Consider the following 18,979-nt stretch of genomic DNA (forward strand, 5'->3'; position numbering starts at 1 on the left):
CATTCTATATCACCAAGATAAATTTTTTAGTAAAACGGAACCACTATGATCATAAACATACAGTTCATAAATTTAACACCAGAATACATAATTATTCTGACAGTAAATTAAATAAAAAATTAATTCTCAAAGTTTTAATGATTTAAATAAAATTTTATTTTAAACAAAGCAAATTTTATCTAAAATATATCTTGTCATATCAATAATAAAAATAAAATTGACAATAAATCATCACTGATAAAATACCCTACTTTAATAAAATACCCATACATAATTTATTTTATAACTCTATTAAAAGAACAAAGAATTTCGTTTTTAGCAGCTTCAGCATTATCCCAACCGATAATTTTTACCCATTTCTTTTCTTCTAAATCTTTGTAATGTTTAAAAAAATGAACAATTTGTTTGCACAATAATTTAGGTAAATCACTAACATCTCGGATATGTTGATATTCGAGTGTTATATCAACATGCGGAACTGCTATAATTTTAAAATCCTCACCAGATTCATCAATCATTTTTAACATACCTATCGGACAACTACGTATTACTGATTTAGACTGCAAAGGGTATGAAGTAGGAACTAGAACATCAACTGGATCCTTATCTAAAGAAAGAGTATTATTTATATACCCATAATTACAAGGATAAAACATTGTAGAACAAATGAATCTATCAACAAACAAAAAACCATTTTGCTTGTTAATTTCATATTTAATCGGACCTGAATTAGCAGGTATTTCAATAACAACATAAACATCATCTGGAACGTTTACACCAGCCGGTAACTTCTCAAAATTCATATATTATCCCTAAAATTAAATATTAAATATCATGTTGCAACATGTAATTTCTTACTAAAACATACAACAATTATTATTTCATTAAACTAAAATAAACACTTAATTGCATTTTGGAAAATTTTAAATAAACAAACGCTAAATAAACAATCATTCATCAAACAATGATCTCTATTTTGTTGTAAAACAGACAAAAATAAAACGATACAAACATCATTATATATAAGACACAATAACATTTACATATTATTAATAATAAAACATCCACAAATTTCTCAATATAACCAAAATATTATCATGTTCTGAATACAAACCAAATAACTACAATGTGATATTAATTCAACTATCTTATCATTCTTATTTATCACGATTAACTATTAAGTTTGCCAAACTCTCTAATGCATTGCGATAAGGAGATGGATGAAAATTACTTAAACAAGCGACAGCCTTATCAGATTCCTTTCTTGCACATTCTCTGGTATATTCTAAAGAACCATACTGACACATAACTCCAAGTACAAAGTCCAAAGAATCCTGGCTATTACCCCGTTCAATCGCTTGACGGATTAAGGATCCTTCAATTGAAGTAGAATGTTGCATAGCATGTAATAAAGGTAAAGTAAGCTTACCTTCATTTAAATCATCTCCAATATTTTTCCCAAATTTTTGATTATCAACAACGTAATCTAATAAATCATCAATTAACTGAAAAGAAATACCTAAATGACAACCATATTTACGTAAAGCTAATTCTTGACGCATATTAGCATCAGCCAAAATAGCTGATGACTGAGAAGCAACCTCAAATAGCTTAGCAGTCTTTCTGTAAATTATTTGCATATAATTTTCTACGGAAATATCAGGATCATTACAATTCATTAATTGAAGTAACTCACCCTCTGCAATTACATTAACTGCCTCAGATATTAAAGACAACACCCGTAACGACTTTAATGAAATCATCATCTGAAAAGCCTTAGTATATATAAAATCCCCAACTAAAACACTTGCTGCATTACTAAATTCTATATTAGTTGTTAACTTTCCTCGACGCATAACAGATTGGTCTACCACATCGTCATGTAATAACGTTGCCATATGAATGAATTCTATCAATGTGGCGACAGTAATATGTTGTTTTTTATAGTTGAGAATCTTTGCTGATAACAAAACAACTATAGGTCTAATTCGTTTACCTCCACTACTAAGAATGTAATTAATTAACTTATTCACTAACATTACTTCAGAAGTTAATTGTTCATAAATCATTGCATTAACATCTGACATATCTTGCGCAATTAAATCAATAATTTCTTTGAAATTCATTATGTTATTCAACAAAATAAAATATACAACATATTTATTACATATTGCTAGATATGTAATAAATATTATTAAATATTACAATTTAAAATAAAAAATAAACAAGCATGACGATCTAGCTTATATTTGATGTATTTAAATTGTCAATAATATATGTTGATTAATGTAATGATATTCTCTATCTTATGACAAAATCTATAAAATATGTGGAGTACTTGTATGTATGCTGTTTTCAAAAATGGTGGTAAACAATATCAAGTTACTGAAAATCAAATTCTAAAAGTTGAAAAATTAAATATTGAAATAGGTAAAATAATTGAATTTAATACGATTATGATTATTGTCAATAATAAAATTGTTCAAATTGGTCATCCATTTATTAAAGAAAAAAAAATAACAGCGAAAATAATATCTCACAATAAAGATAAAAAAATCAAAATTATAAAATTCAAACGAAGAAAACATTTCCGTAAAACTCAGGGTCATCGTCAATGGTTTACAACCATAAAAATAATAAATATTGTATGATAATTAAAAAAGGATATATATCAAAATGGCACATAAAAAAGCTGGTGGATCAACTCGTAACGGCCGAGATTCAAAAGGTAAACGCTTAGGTATAAAACACTTTGGAGGAGAAAAAGTAAATATAGGTAATATTATCGTACGTCAACGTGGTAATAAATTCCATGCAGGGAACAACGTAGGTTGTGGCAAAGATTATACATTATTTGCTTTAAAAAATGGAATAATCAAATTTACAAAAAAAGGAAAAAATCAACGAAGATTTATTAATATTATTTCTGAATAATTTCTAATAATAATTAGTAAAATATAATTCTTGAAATTAAAAAAAATAGAACAATTTATGCATTTACTTCACAATAAGAAAATTAAAAAAAATAAAACTAAAATATAATCGGTTCTATTAACCGTAACAAACATCCTAATTTAAATATTTGATGAAAATTTTTATTTTAATAATATAACTATAAATGAAATGGGTATTGTTTGAATAAAATAAACGTAATATTATAAATCTTAGTTTAAAACAAAATTCTAAAATTAAAAAATGAAATACAATGATGAAGTGAATATAACAGTACAAGCTGGAGATAGTGGTAAAAGTTATACTAATTTCTTTAACAAAAAACAAAAGAACAAAGACTATAAAAAAAACAACAGCAATGGAGGTAATGGAGGTAACATCTATTTACTAGCTGACAAAAGAATTGATACATTAAAAAAATTTTTTAAGAAAAAAATTTTTAATGGAAATAGAGGAGAAGATGGGAAAACTAGAGGATGTACAGGCAAAAAAGGTAAAGACACCATAATTCAGGTTCCGATCGGAACTATAGTAAGTGATTTGGATACAAAAAAGATAATAGGAAAATTATTATATCATAAACAAAGTCTAATAATAGCTAAAGGTGGAATACATGATTCAAAAAATAATTATTCTAAATTACGTAAAGATTTTTATGTTTCAACTATAAAAAATAAAAAAAATAAAAAAGAAGGAGAAAAAAGAAAAATCAAACTAGAGTTAACTTTAAAAGCAGACATCGGTATTGTCGGTCTACCAAACACCGGTAAATCTACATTTCTAGACAAAATATCCACAACAAGACCAAAAATAGCATATTACCCATTCACTACCTTAACACCTAATATTGGTTTTGTACATATAAACAACGATTCCAATAACGATAATTTCTCAGTCATAGAAATACCTGCATTAATTAAAGGATCTCACAAAGGAGCTGGATTGGGAATACATTTTCTAAAACACCTAGAACCATGCAAGATAATATTATATTTTATAGACATTAAATCATTAAGTAACTCAAATCCAATAGAAAATATCCAAATAATTCATAACGAACTAAAATATTACAATACAAAACTTATAAAAAAACCTTCCTGGCTAATTTTTAATAAAACAGATCTAATATCTAACAACGAAACAATAAAAAAAATAACACACAATATATCTAAACTAAAACCAGAAACAAAATGCTACTTAATATCTACAATGAAAAATTATGGTATTAAAAAATTGTGTTCAGATATAATTTCTTTCCTTAGAAATCTCTGAAATACAAAAATAAACAAAAAACAACAAAAATTCACATATAACTTTTACTATCTATCTTATTTTAATTATATCTATCCTACTTTAATTATGCATTCTCATTAAAATAAGATAAATATAACAAATCAAAAAAATTTAATTTAAATCAGATTACGCTTCCATACAAAAACTACAGTAACAAATAATAAGCACAGTTAAAATAAATAAGAAATCAAAACACTTAAATTTATACTACAATTCTAATTTTAAACAATGTATTTGCTGAATATTACAAAATGAAGATATTGCCCATCTCTTGAGTATTTAAAATAAAATTATTAACACTAAATACCTTACCAATTTAAGCCAAAATTTACCACTTTTAAAATATCCATTTTGGCCAGTATAAACATTACAAGCATATTCTTCTTGCATCAAATCTTTACAATCTTTAACCACGTAGTAAATACAATAAAGATTATTATTCACATTATTAAATAAAAAACACTTCAAATCTCATAAAATCAATAAATCAAACATTCCCAATCCTACCAAAATATTACCCACAATATTATTTTAATCAAGAATAACTGCAGTATTTAAATAAAAACCATCTAAATTATATTTATCACAATATTGAAAATGTTGAAAAATAATAAATTATCGTAAAGAAATATAATAAATTAATAAAATAATGTTCATTACAACTCAACAATAAATAAATTTCTTTTCACATCACATCGCAAAAATTTGAATTACTCAAAATTTTTGAATAATTTTATAATGTTAAAAAATCACATCTACACAAAATAACCATTTTCAAATGTCCTAATTTTATACTTCAAAAATAAATAATCGTTCTTAAAATTTATTAAACATGAAAATATCAAATTTCAAAATATAATTTTCCATATAAATAATTACTAATTTTAATTCATCTTGATTACAAAATAAGAAATTACAAAAAAATTATTTTCATTACTACTCTAAAAAAATCAGAAAAAATCTATAAATCCATAAATTTATAAACTAAAAAATAATAAATAATAAAAGTTCACTAAATTAAAATATTCTAAAAAATATCAACTCTATTTTCTCGGATAAAATAAAGTTTTCGACGTGACTAAAATTTACACCTGATTATCTCCAATAATAAAAACCTGTAAAAATAATTTCCATTGCACTTGAATAATTACAATTAGAATCATCAACCGATTGTAATTATCTAAAAAACTTAACACGATAAATTCTTTAATAGCACTATATCATTTAAATCATAAAATTTAAAAACATCATTAAATTATATTCTACTTCCCCATCATTCTAAATAATAACAATTTTAAACAAAGACTACTTTCTCACAACGTCATCCATAATTAGGTAACATATAAAACTATCAAAATAAGCTATTTAATTAATAATGCAATGACATGCTGTCCAATTTTATTATTATACCATAGTGCTATTCTCATATATATCTCATCAAAAAATAATTTTTTAAAAAATATAACACGAAAAATAAAATAAAATATCTGTAAACAATACAAGATCTTGAAAAGAACCACATAATTTAATAGAACCCTTCAAATTAACCTTTAAAAAACGAGAAAATAATATCAAAATACGATAAACAATATTAAAAGCTAAAATAAAATTATTAATAAAATTTCCTTTAATTTTATAGCACCATTATCTAACTGTAAAAAATTATAAAATTAACCGCCTACCAAAAACATCTCTACTACACGATTTTTGAAAAATAAAATATTTATCTTTAATTTTACTAATTAAGTTTATTTTTAAAATATATAATATTTAACAATTACTTCATACAACACCATTAACAAAAATTTTACTCGATAAATAAGACGATCGTAAAAAAAACAATTTATTGAAATTGTTAATATAATTTATTAAAAATAATTTAAAAAATCAACTCACACAACGATCCTGAAAATTTATTCTTATATAAAATCTATACAATTACCATTCAATATATAAAATATTGAATTTATAGTAAATATAATCATTAATATCATTTCCATAATAATAAAATACTATCTGTCAATAAAAATTTTTAAAATTTAGAGTAACATTCTAATTAATAAAAATCCATAATTTATCCTATAAATATGAAGCAATAATTCTAACAAATAATCATATAAACTAATAACTAATAAAAATTTAACTTTCTGAATATCTAATATTAATTTAAATGGAAACCAGGAAACGATTTAACAACCAAAAAAAAATAATTATCCATCAAATAAAATTGAATACTAACTTTAGTATATAATTTATCGTCCAAATAATTAAATATCATAAACCTTGCTCCTTCTTTTTCAGATAATTTTTACTTAAAACATCAAAATTAAACATTCATTAAATACTTACAATAACAAAGAAGATATTCTGAAAGACTGAATTTAACGTACGACAAACTAATTTTTAAACTTTTTCATTCTAAACATTGATTATACATAAATCATTGCAAGCAAAATTTAATAATTAATAAATTACTATAATGCTTTTAAAATAAATTTGAATAATCAATACCTTCAATAATAAAATTTACTAATGTATCTAAAACGACAATTTTAATGCTAATTTTCAAGATATAATATATAATAATTTGGTTAAATAAACCCGATAATTATTAATATCAGAAAATTAAGTCAAAAATATTTAATTTAAGAAAAAAATTTATAAAATAACGTAACTCTCATTATTTAAATAAGAAATATTTTGAATTAATTATTATTAATTTACAAACAAATCTTAAGTTTATCTAATACTGAAACAATACCATCTAAATTAAGAAATAAATTATTAATATTAAGATGTCGTATAATAAAAAACAAACTTTCAAAAAATAATTATACTAATTTCATTTTATTTAATTTATCTACAATCGTCTAAAAACCAATGTTCTTTATATGCAATGCAAAATTCCCTTTATTTTCAGATGATTAATTAATATTTAATCCTATTGCTACCATACACCTTTAAATAATAAAGCCAAATATATTTTATACTAATATTAATACCAAAAAGATCATATTCCAATTCACTAAAATAAGATCTTGTGAACTACTATCCAGGAAAGAAATGTATAGCGCAGAAACATAATAAACTGCAAAATAAAATATTAAATTTAAAACAACCTCGCTATAAAAGAAAAATAAGTAAATTCCAACAGAAAGATTATAAATCAGAACCTAAATCAAAATAGAAACATAAACCAATCTCATTTATTACATTTAATTAAAAAATAACTATATCTAATTTAATCAGTCTTAAACATGCATTGTCATTGCATTCCTAATTCAATACTTAATTTAAAAATCATTTTTTTAATATTAATTCACTAATTTAACAAAATCTAAAAATGACAAATCCCATAATTTAACAATAAAATTATACTGATATTATAAAAACTCAATAACTAATTGAAAACATCAAATCATGTACATTTATCACTTCTAAAAAGTAAATATTAAATTTATATTCACAAATACCATGATCAACATCAAAAACAACCTTAAAGATTAAGGGGCATTCATAAATTTTTTAATTTTCATCCAATAAAAAACAACATGATCTATAAAACGATCTTTTTCTAAAATACCGACGACCCAAACTTTTTTATAACGTACAACAAGAAAATTAAAATCAAAACCCCATAATTTATTATATATATACAAAACAGAAACAACTATTACCAAATATAAAGGTAAATAAACAATTACTATTCTACTTAATACAACTAATATCAATTACTGAATACATGAACATCATAATGTATGTCAAATTATTAATTTAAATAAAATGATCAATAACGAAACATAAATTACAAGAAGAATACCGACCTTCACGTTATCTCAATAACTAATAATATCCATAATTGTAAAATAAACTGCACATCTTTAATACTGTCAATCTTAGACCCACTTTATAACAAATAACATCTTACTAACGAATTACTTAATGAAAGAATTCTATACTAAAACCTATTATCTTTTAATAAAAAATAAACTTAACTTATTCTCTAAGTCACAACCATACTAATTTATACACGTCTTTTCTAAATCACACTAATTTTAACTCAATTTTCATTACATAATCCACTCCAGTTTAAAACTATTTCTAAAATTAACTAAAATATCTAAAAATAATACTTTACTTTATTAACCATAGACAAAATTTGGAAATATTATCACAGAATTAAACCAGTCAGTAGAAACTAAAATTACTTTTTTATTTAATGTAGCCAATAAAAGAACATGATAAAATCACTTATTTTTAATATTAAATACATTATATAAATAACTTTTTTAATTTATGATACATAAAGATTAACTTAATCAAAATTTTAATAAACAAACCATCAAAATCAATTTTTTAGAAAGATTTGTTGATTAATTAAGGAAACAAAAAGTTGACTAATATTAAATTTTACATTTAAATAACCTTGTAACGAAGAAAAATTTAAAAATTTCTACTTTAATTCTTCATAATCAAAATAGTTTAAAATATTACGCTATCTTACTTCTACCTGACATTAATTTTTACTGAGAATCACACCTTAATTAACATTAGCTTACAAACAATATCGTATTCCAACATCCTTGACAAAAGTCCAAAAAAAAATTACTTATACTACTCTATCAAGACACCAATACTATCTTTAAAAAAATGAACCAACAAACTAAAAAAATCAATTTCCGGATAACAACGTTTTAATAACCATAATTCTACACAAATAATGTTACTAACCCTACTCTTAAAACATATACTTAAACCATTTCATTAACATCAATATAATTACACTCTGTACATATATTATAGTATAATTTACTTATTCAATTCTCCAATTAGAGTCAAAATATCAGAAAACAATAAAAGAACAATTAACAAAAAAAATAAAAAACAATACTCAAAACAATAATAACATTTTTAAATTATGTGGATGAATAAACAATAACATATAAACAAATTCTAATATTTAAATCTCCATACAAATATCATACTCAATAAATATCCGTCAAAATTAAAATTCAAAAATCGTTTAATAACAAAACTATAAACCCAATATCTAGGTACTTGAATAAATATTTAATACAATGATACTTCAAAACCAGGATTCAGAAAAGAATCACATAACGTATATGCCAGGGAAGAACCATGCCAATCAATAATCTTAGCACCAGCAGCCATTGCTACAGCATAACCTGCAGCTGTATCCCATAATTTGATAGAAGAAAAACTCGGATAAAATTGTGCCTTACCCTCAGCTATCATACAAAATTTCAACGACGAACCAACCCTAATAAGTCTATATTTTTTAAATTTCAATAAATATTGTTGTAAGTCGTTTTCATTTAAATGAAAACGACTTACAACAATAGTTGGCGGAAAAATATTCTTAACATGAATTAAATGTTTATTATAACCATTATCTTTCCATGCTTGACCATTATACGCAGTATACAAACAATTAATAGCTGGAGCATATATTACACCAACTACAGGTATACCATTTTTAACTAAAGCAATATTAACAGTAAATTCATTATTTCGCTTTAAAAATTCCTTGGTGCCATCTAATGGATCAACCAACCAAAAAAAATCGGAATCCTTCTTAAAAGAAAAACAATCCTCTTCAGAAACAATAGGAACATCAGGTGTTAAACGACGCAATCCACAAATAATGATCTTATGCGAAATCAAATCAGCACTAGTTACAGGAGAACTATCCTGTTTCTTATCTACAAAAAAAAACCTTTTATTATTATAAAACCTCATAATTGCTTTCCCAGCTTTACGGGAAAGCCTAATAATTTTTTCAATCATAAATAAAATAACATAATAGAATATTTAAGATCATTTTTTTTAATGTACCATACGATATTATAAATATCAAAAATACCTTACATGTAAAAATTTATCACATTTATTTTAATATACTTATTTAAATTAAAGAATAAAAACTAAATTTCTGAAGAAATAGTTACAACCACGCTGGAATAAATTCCACTATATAATTTAATTTTAACTGTATGATTCCCAACAACACGCAAACCTTTATTAGAGACCCTAACCTCATTTTTAGATACTTTGACTCCAGCATTAGTTATAGCAATAGCTATATCACGAGCACCTACAGAACCAAATAATTTACCTTCTGCGCCTACCTTGGATAAAATGACAATCGACCCAAGAGCATTAATTTTTTCTGAACGCACTCTAGCCATCATCTGTAATTGCAAAAATTTACTTTCTAATTCACTCTGCTTATTTTTAAAACGTGAAATATTTTTCTTTGTAGCAATAATGGCTTTTCCAGTGGGAAATAAAAAATTACGAGCATATCCAGCTTTAACATAAAACAAAAAACCCACCTCACCGAGATTATCAACTTTTTCTAACAAAATAACACGTAATTGTTTCATAAATTCTACATCACAAAATACTAACTAAAGATGACTATCTGTATAAGGTAAAAAGGCAATATAGCGCGCCCTTTTAATAGCACGTGACAAACGACGCTGAAATTTTGCAGCAGACCCCGTAATCCTACTAGGAACAATTTTACCACTCTCTATAACATAATTTTTCAACTTCGAGATATCTTTATAATCAATTTCAACATATTTATCTATGTTAAATCTACAAAATTTACGACCACGAGAATAATACACCATAAAAAATTTCCCAAATATTAGAATAATCGCATTAATACATATTAATCCATCAACCTAACAACGCGCAAATTATACTTATCATTCATCATAAAACACTAAAAACTATCTACCACTATTATCATTAATCTTCTACAATTAAATACTATGTGAATCCTTATCCTTAACCTGCATCATCGGGGATGAATCAGTAATTGCTTTTTTCACTTTTATAATCATATTACGAATTATATTATCATTAAATTTGAAAGTATTCTCCAATTTACTCAAGGTTTTAAAAGAAACCTCTATATTTAATAAAATATAATAAGCCTTATGCAATTTTTTAATTGGATATGCTAAAGTACGACGCCCCCAATCTTCCAAACGATGTATTATTCCATTATCAACTAATATAAGATTCCTATATTGTTCAATCATACTATCAATATGCTCACTATAATCAGGATTAATCATTAAAACAATTTCGTAATGACGCATCATAAGAACTCCATACATATCTTATAAAACCATAAATAACTACAACAATACCAAATATCTATTTAGCACAGTCATGTAAATAAAACACTTCTCATAAAAATAACATAAAATACCAAACCAACCTAACAATACACAATAGAAAATACATCGCACGCTTTTGCATGATACTAAATTTACTAAAAAAAACAACATACGCAATCAAAAATACAACTAAAATTAAAGATTATTTTTTTGTCGCGTAACCTCAAATAAACAAATACCTGTAGCTACAGCGACATTAAGAGAAATAATAGAACCATTAGAAAACATTGGAATACTAACCAAATCATCACAAGTTTTTTTAGTTAAATTTCTAATACCACTACTTTCAGATCCCATAATTAATGCTATTTTTCCAATCAAATTAATTTTATGCAAATAAATATCAGATTTCGGTACGGTACCTATAACTCTTATGTCTTTTTTCTTAAGTAACTGCAATGTACGAACTAAATTAGTAACACGAATTAAAGGAATAACTTCTGCAGCGCCACAAGCTACCTTTCTAACCGTAGCATTTATTTTAGAGGAACGATTACGAGGTACAATCACAACATGCACGCCAAAAACGCTAGCACAACGTAAACATGCCCCTAGATTATGAGGATCAGTAACACAATCCAAAACTAAAATTAATGGATTATCTTCTTTAGCTAAAAAATCTAATAAATAATTCTCACGAAAATCAATTTTTCTACGAACTTTAGCAACTATTCCTTGGTGAGAAGAAAAACCAATTTTTTTTAGCAACCAATAACGACTCTGTACTTTTTCTACAAGACAAATCTCTTCTAGTTTACTAAACAAAATCTTTAAACGGTTATTATTACAAGAAAATTCATTGGTAATATAAACTTTTAAAAAAGCATGGGGATCTTTATCTAATAAAGATTGAATGGCATGAATACCGTATATAAATTCACACATAAAATAAATTTAACCATACTTTATTTTAAATATCAAAATAAATAATATTACAAAATTAAATTTAAACTGTATGCAACAAATCATCTACAATTAATATTAACATTACAATTACATAAACAAAATTTTCATGAAAGAATAAAGTAGATGCAAAACTAAAACCATGTCTTAAAAATACAAAAATTGGATATAAACCATTTCAAATTACAATTTCATAGACTAATAACTGAATCTTCCAAAATAATAGTCTCTTGACGTTCAGGACCTGTAGAAATAATATGAATCGGTATATCAGTTAGTTCCTCAATACGCTTTACATAAAAACGAGCGGCAGGTGGTAATTTACTAAATAATTTAATACCAGAAGTGCTATCATGCCAACCCGATAAAGTTTCATAAACTGGTTCAATAACTTCCCAACTTTTAAAAGCAGAAGGCATTTTATGAAGAACCGAACCATCTGACATACGATAAGCTATACAAATCTTTATCTCTTTTAATCCATCTAACACATCAAGCTTAGTCAAACAAAAACTAGAAAACGCATTAGCTTGTACTGCATAACGTAAAGCAACAACATCAAGCCAGCCTATTCTACGTCGACGACCAGTAGTAGATCCAAATTCTTTTCCATTAACACATAAAAAATCTCCAATACCATCACATAATTCAGTAGGAAATGGACCTAAACCAACACGAGTTGTGTATGCCTTTATCACGCCTAAAACATAATCTGTAAAATAAGGATTCAAACCACAACCAAGAGTGGCGGCAGCTAATACTGTATTAGAAGAAGTTACATAAGGATAAGTACCATGATCAACATCTAATAATACACCCTGAGCGCCTTCAAAAATAATTAATAACTGTTCTTGACGAGCTTTATTTAAAAAAGTTGCAACATCAATTGACATGGAAATTAAAATATCAGATATCTGAAGTATACCATCTAATACCTTTTGGTAATCAATTTTTTTTGAGTTATAATAATGTACTAATTGAAAATTATAATAATCCATTACTTCTTTTAATTTATCTGAAAAAATATGTAAATTTTTCAAATCACCAATACGTAAAGCACGACGAGCTACCTTATCTTCATATGCTGGACCTATACCTCGTCCCGTAGTACCTATTGAATGTCTATTACTTAATTTTTCCCGCATTACATCCATGGAAACATGATAAGCAAGAACAAGAAAACAAGATTCAGATATAAAAAGACGATTACGTACCTCAATACCTATTCTTTCTAATTCTTTTATCTCAGTTATTAAAGAATGAGGCGATAACATCACTCCATTACCTATTATCCCCGTAACACCCCTCCGCAATATTCCAGAAGGAATTACATGAAGGACGACCTTATTTTGATTAAAAAATAAAGTATGGCCAGCATTATCTCCTCCTTGATATCGTACAACATACTTGGCATGCCTAGATAATAAATCGACTATCTTGCCTTTACCTTCATCACCCCATTGAGCACCCAATACTACAATACTTTTTCTCATTATATTTAAATCACCAAAATCTTAATAATTAACTAAATTGCTTAAAATACAAAAAACAAATCAATAATAAAAAAAAGAAATTCTAAATACAAAAGCAAACTAACGTTTCAATTGATTGTTATCAACGATATTTTTAGAGGAATGCATAAAACGAAAAAAATCACTATTCTGACTAAGCAACATTATATTATTCATATTATTATTAAAACTATTCTCATACGCATCCAAACTACGGATAAACGAATAAAAATAAGGATCCTCATTGAAAGTATTAGCATACAACTTCGCTGTTTCTGAATCTGCTTCACCACGAATTATTAAAGACTGACGCTCAGCTTCTGCTAAAGTACGAGTAACTTCATAATCAGCGGATGCACGCAACTTTTCTGCAACCTCTTGGCCTTGAGAACGATGACGACGAGCAACAGCTTCACGCTCTGCACGCATACGCTGATAAATAGCATCAGAAACTTCTGTAGGTAAATTAATTTGCTTTATTCGTACATCAACAATCTCAATTCCTAACGCAGCCATACTATTAGGATTAATTCTTAAAGAACAACTATTAAATGTTTCTAATTCTGCATAGTTAGAAACAGAAGAAATAACATTATCAATAGCTGCAACTTCCGAATCTTCATTGTTATTACTACTACCAGAAGTACCATAATTTAATGATTCACGAACATCATTCATTAATCGATTACGCGAATCAGTAACAATACCTTGAACATCAAGCTTACCAAGCTCAGAACGTAAACGATCAGAAAATTTACGCTTTATTAAAACTTCTGCTTGAGAAATATCTCCTCCACCAGTCGCTAAATAATAACGACTAAAATCACTAATACGCCATTTAACATAAGAATCAACAATCAAATCTTTTTTTTCCATAGTTACAAAACGATCTGCCTGATTTTCCATAGTCTGGATACGTGCATCAAGATTCTTTACCGTTTCAATAAATGGTATTTTCATATGCAAACCAGGAATATAAACCAACGGATTTTTATCAGCATCGCGTAAAACTTTGCCAAAACGCAACATGATACCTCGCTGCCCTTCCTGAACTATAAATAACGAAGAATACAATACCAAAAAAACCACAACAAGACTGAATGCAAAAAAATTACGCATACTCTCTATATTAATTAACCTCTTTTATTTGTGACTACATCATTTAGATTGATTAAAATCGCGATATTTATTAATTATTAACTATTTTCCTGTTAGCGATACTATTAAAATCTGTATCTCGCACTAAAACCACATCATTATTATTATCTGATAATCTATGATTGTCTAATATTGAAGATTGTAAAACATTATTAGCAGCAATTTTATTAATCTGACGATCTTTATGAGAAAATCCAAAAATTTGTTCCATAGATAAGACCACAAAATTATTAGACAACTTTTCATTAATTAATATTTTGTGTGTATTACGCAATACACGCTCCATTGTATCTATATATAATCTTTCTCTAGTAATTCTCGGAGCGGCTTTATATTCCGGTAAAATTTTAGAAAATCTTTCTACCTCACCTTGAGCCTTAAATACAGTACGCGCCTTATAGGCTTTACCTTCCTCTAAAATTCGTTGCGCTTGCCCATTAGCACGAGGTTGTACTTCATTTGCATATGCTTCTGCTTCACGAATATACTGTTGTTCATTTTCACGAGCAGCAATAGCATCATCGAAAGCTGCTTTTACTTCTTCTGGTGGACGAGCAGTTTGAAAATTAACATCTAAAAGTGTAATACCCATATTATAAGGATAAATAGTATTTTCTAATACACGTCGAGTATCACTCCTCACCACAGTACGACCTTCTGTTAAAATACGATCCATAGTATATTTTCCAATTACACCACGTAGTGCACTATCCGTAGCTTGACGCAAACTATAATCAGCGTTGACAACACTAAATAAATACCTTTCCGGTTCAGTCACACGATACTGTACGTTCATCTCAACCCGCACTACATTTTCATCAGAAGTCAACATTGTGCCAGATGCCGCCAATTCACGTACTGATTCAACGTTGACAGGAATAACTACATCAAGAAAAGTTGGTTTCCAATTAAGACCAGGATATACCAAATGATCAAATTTTCCGAAACGAAGAACCACCCCGCGCTCAGCTTCTTTGATGGTGTAAAATCCACTAACAACCCAACAAAGTGAAAGCACAAACAAAACCATAAAAAGATAATGATAAATCTTTTTTTCAGGTATTCCCATCATAGCACCATTACCAATATTGAATACATCAAATCTAAAATTGAACATATTATACTACTATTACCCAGAGAACGATCTTTATTTTTTATACCTGCGTACGGTAAAACAGAAAAATAATTGCAATGAAAATTCAAAACTACAACTTAATTTTCGTAATCATATCAAAAAATTATTGCTAATGTAAGCCTTTATTTTCTCGATTATTAGATATCATTAAATAACTATTTAAGAGTACACTACCTGAACCTTCACCTTTGCCCTTCAGTAATTAAATAACACTTATGTGAAACAATCTAAGTATAAAATATAACTATTATTCTAATTAACTATTAAGTAAACGGCACAACTCTTAAACCCTAACAGATATTCAATGTGTTAAAAATAATTTAAAATACAAATGCCCAACACTAATAAACTAATATCAACGAAACAACAACAAAGAAACTAATAAAATATACAAAACATTACTCACTCAATGAGATATAAACATATTACTATCGACAAAATCGACTTTCATACAAAATCCTAAAAAATAGATAAATGATTTACTAAAATTTTATATTTCTATTAATCATTCACTTATAGTTCACAGATCATCTTGCATTCGAGGAAGAGCCAATAACATTTAATATCTTATCAACAGAAAAACAAATATCTTCATTACTTAACCGATGAAGATTGCACCACTTACGTAACCAAGTCATTTGATGTTTAGCAAGTTGACGTGTGGCTTGAATAGCACGTAACACCATTTCATCATAATCAATTTCTCCGGATAAATAAGACCACATCTGACGATAACCTACACTACGAATAGATGAGAAATTTTTATTTAAATCTGCCCTAGAATACAAAACATTTACTTCATCTTCAAATCCAATATCCAGCATGTGGTAAAATCGCTGTTCAATTTGTTTATACAATACCCCAACATCTCTCGGATAAATGGCAAATTGATATACCGAATGTGTTTTTGTTAAAGGTTTGTAATAAATAATCTTTGTCAATTCTGCCATAGTTTTACCAGATATCCAAAATATCTCTAATGCTCGCAACAATCTCACTTTGTCATTTGGATGAATCTTACTTGCTGAAATTGGATCTATTTCCCATAACTTTCTATATAACGATCCCCAACCTATAAATCTCGCTTTTTGTCTAATATTATCACGTACTTCAAGATTTGCTGGAGGAACAAAAGATAAACCTTCTAATAATCGTTTAAAATAAAACATTGTTCCACCAACTAACAATGGTATATTACCATTTGAAATGATATTTGAAATCTCATGAAATGCATCTCTATAAAAATTTGCAACTGAATAATACTCAGACGGATCACAAATATCTATTAATTTATGTGGAGCCAATACCAATTCTTCTGAAACTGGCTTAGCTGTACCAATATTCATCCCGCGATATATCAGCATAGAATCCACACTAATAATCTCCACAGATAATCTTTTTTTTAAGGCTAACGCTAATGCAGTTTTTCCTGAAGCAGTAGGACCCATCAAAAAAATAACAAGTGGTAGATCTGATTTTACTATATCAAACATAAAAACCAAATAAATAACAGACTTTAAATTAAAAATAAACAAAAACCAATTTTTTATTAATCATGAATATTTTAATTACGATCTGAAGATATATATAATGGATGAGCGATAAAGTAAGCTCGCAAACCTTTATAAATCGCTATAGCTATCTTTTTTTGATAAAAATTATTACTAAGTAATTTTTCTTCAGATGAATTACTAATAAAACCAGTCTCAACCAATAAAGATGGAATATCAGGAGAACGCAAAACACCAAAACTAGATGAAATAGGCTTTAATTTATGTAATTTACCAAAATCACGTAAATGATGCAGTACACAAACTCCCAATTCATAACTTACTTTCTGAGAATAACCGAATTGCAAATCTAAAATAACCTGATTAAAATAAGGATTAACATCTCTGTTAATAGTCAACAAACTAGAAGTACCTCTAAAGCCAATAGAATTCTTTTTATATTGTTCTAGACAAATATCCATCTCCCTATTGGCACGTCTACTGGATAATATCCAAACAGAAAAACCTTTAACTTCTTTATTGAAAGCAGAATCGACATGAATTGATATTAAAACATTCGCACCATGCTTACGAGCAAACTCAGATCGATCTATTACAGAAATAAAACAATCACCATTTCTTGTAAGAATTGGCTTAAACTTTTTATCTGCAATAAGTATATTTCTCAACTTACGAGCTATAGCAATTGTAACATTCTTTTCACATAACCCATTACGACTAACAGCGCCTGGATCTTGACCTCCATGACCAGCATCAATAACAACTATAATTGGTGTATTATTTTGAATGTCGTATTTATCTAATACAGTTGCTGTTACTGATTTTTTTGCCATTAATATTGTACTAAAAAAAAGATCCTTTTTAATTTTTATATCAAAAAGATGCATAACTGAAATACGCTTTCTCATTGCTTGAGAAAAACATAGTATCTGTTTTGCAACGACTGATATTACACGGCAAAAGCTTATATATTCACCTTTTATTAAGTTTGTAACTAAAAAATGAAAAACTAAATTATCCTTACAGATGTTAGCTATAGAATAAAACCAAAAACTTTTACCATTAAGATTAATCAAAATATAAATAATGTTGAGATAAAAAAAACGTATGATATCTGATGTTACCCCTTTTAGATTAAATGAGGAAAAAAGACTAAAAATAGGGGAAAAAGCAAACTTACAATTTAGAGCAATACTACTTATAACTTTACCATTCATCTTTACCTTACTAAAAGACAAAGACTGAAAGTAACTTACTCCAATGTAAAATATACAAAAAAACAACAACACTACCCTAAGT

General features: G+C 26.7%; 15 protein-coding genes and 1 pseudogene. 3 read left to right on the forward strand and 13 right to left on the reverse strand.

The window, feature by feature from the left end; genetic code table 11:
* Nucleotides 1–275: 275 nt before the first annotated feature.
* Both ppa and ispB read right to left on the reverse strand, forming a co-directional pair.
* Complete coding sequence (gene ppa / locus GN160_RS01745; protein ID WP_192379889.1) at nt 276–803, reverse strand: inorganic diphosphatase; 528 nt, start codon at nt 801–803, stop codon at nt 276–278.
* 354 nt (nt 804–1,157) lie between these two features.
* On the reverse strand, nt 1,158–2,126 hold the full coding sequence (gene ispB / locus GN160_RS01750; protein ID WP_192379891.1) for an octaprenyl diphosphate synthase: 969 nt from the start codon (nt 2,124–2,126) through the stop codon (nt 1,158–1,160).
* A gap of 216 nt (nt 2,127–2,342) precedes the next feature.
* On the opposite strand from ispB, the gene rplU reads away from it, so the two are divergent.
* From rplU to cgtA, 3 genes are all read left to right on the forward strand, one after another.
* On the forward strand, nt 2,343–2,651 hold the full coding sequence (gene rplU, locus GN160_RS01755; protein ID WP_192379892.1) for a 50S ribosomal protein L21: 309 nt from the start codon (nt 2,343–2,345) through the stop codon (nt 2,649–2,651).
* A gap of 25 nt (nt 2,652–2,676) precedes the next feature.
* Nucleotides 2,677–2,934, forward strand: coding sequence for a 50S ribosomal protein L27 (rpmA, locus tag GN160_RS01760; protein WP_192379894.1), 258 nt, complete (start codon nt 2,677–2,679; stop codon nt 2,932–2,934).
* Between the two features lie 261 nt (nt 2,935–3,195).
* Nucleotides 3,196–4,224 carry an Obg family GTPase CgtA gene (cgtA, locus tag GN160_RS01765; protein WP_192379896.1) on the forward strand — a complete coding sequence of 343 codons (1,029 nt, stop codon included), beginning with the start codon at nt 3,196–3,198 and terminating at the stop codon, nt 4,222–4,224.
* Between the two features lie 3,524 nt (nt 4,225–7,748).
* Here the strand turns inward: cgtA and GN160_RS01770 are convergent.
* From GN160_RS01770 to GN160_RS01820, 11 genes and pseudogenes are all read right to left on the reverse strand, one after another.
* The gene (locus tag GN160_RS01770; protein WP_192379898.1) at nt 7,749–7,976 is read right to left on the reverse strand and encodes a hypothetical protein; all 228 of its coding nucleotides are present in this window, start codon (nt 7,974–7,976) and stop codon (nt 7,749–7,751) included.
* Between the two features lie 1,339 nt (nt 7,977–9,315).
* A complete protein-coding gene (cysQ, locus tag GN160_RS01775; RefSeq protein ID WP_192379900.1) occupies nt 9,316–10,053 on the reverse strand; it encodes a 3'(2'),5'-bisphosphate nucleotidase CysQ in 738 nt (245 codons plus the stop codon).
* A 137-nt stretch (nt 10,054–10,190) separates the two neighbouring features.
* A complete protein-coding gene (rplI, locus tag GN160_RS01780; protein ID WP_192379902.1) occupies nt 10,191–10,652 on the reverse strand; it encodes a 50S ribosomal protein L9 in 462 nt (153 codons plus the stop codon).
* Nucleotides 10,653–10,676: 24 nt separating this feature from the next.
* Nucleotides 10,677–10,904, reverse strand: a complete 228-nt coding sequence (gene rpsR, locus GN160_RS01785) for a 30S ribosomal protein S18 (protein WP_192379903.1) — start codon at nt 10,902–10,904, stop codon at nt 10,677–10,679.
* Nucleotides 10,905–11,039: 135 nt separating this feature from the next.
* The gene (gene rpsF, locus GN160_RS01790; protein ID WP_225624835.1) at nt 11,040–11,384 is read right to left on the reverse strand and encodes a 30S ribosomal protein S6; all 345 of its coding nucleotides are present in this window, start codon (nt 11,382–11,384) and stop codon (nt 11,040–11,042) included.
* A 213-nt stretch (nt 11,385–11,597) separates the two neighbouring features.
* On the reverse strand, nt 11,598–12,347 hold the full coding sequence (gene rlmB / locus GN160_RS01795) for a 23S rRNA (guanosine(2251)-2'-O)-methyltransferase RlmB (RefSeq protein ID WP_192379905.1): 750 nt from the start codon (nt 12,345–12,347) through the stop codon (nt 11,598–11,600).
* A gap of 209 nt (nt 12,348–12,556) precedes the next feature.
* Complete coding sequence (locus GN160_RS01800; protein WP_192379907.1) at nt 12,557–13,858, reverse strand: adenylosuccinate synthase; 1,302 nt, start codon at nt 13,856–13,858, stop codon at nt 12,557–12,559.
* A 99-nt stretch (nt 13,859–13,957) separates the two neighbouring features.
* A complete protein-coding gene (gene hflC / locus GN160_RS01805) occupies nt 13,958–14,995 on the reverse strand; it encodes a protease modulator HflC (protein ID WP_192379909.1) in 1,038 nt (345 codons plus the stop codon).
* 70 nt (nt 14,996–15,065) lie between these two features.
* A pseudogene (gene hflK, locus GN160_RS01810) lies at nt 15,066–16,037 on the reverse strand (FtsH protease activity modulator HflK); the annotation flags it as partial.
* Between the two features lie 659 nt (nt 16,038–16,696).
* On the reverse strand, nt 16,697–17,662 hold the full coding sequence (miaA, locus tag GN160_RS01815) for a tRNA (adenosine(37)-N6)-dimethylallyltransferase MiaA (RefSeq protein WP_192379912.1): 966 nt from the start codon (nt 17,660–17,662) through the stop codon (nt 16,697–16,699).
* Between the two features lie 71 nt (nt 17,663–17,733).
* The gene (locus GN160_RS01820) at nt 17,734–18,897 is read right to left on the reverse strand and encodes an N-acetylmuramoyl-L-alanine amidase (protein ID WP_192379914.1); all 1,164 of its coding nucleotides are present in this window, start codon (nt 18,895–18,897) and stop codon (nt 17,734–17,736) included.
* Between the last annotated feature and the right edge of the window lie 82 nt (nt 18,898–18,979).

The sequence above is a fragment of the Blochmannia endosymbiont of Colobopsis nipponica genome, assembly GCF_014857065.1.
GTDB lineage: Bacteria > Pseudomonadota > Gammaproteobacteria > Enterobacterales > Enterobacteriaceae > Blochmanniella.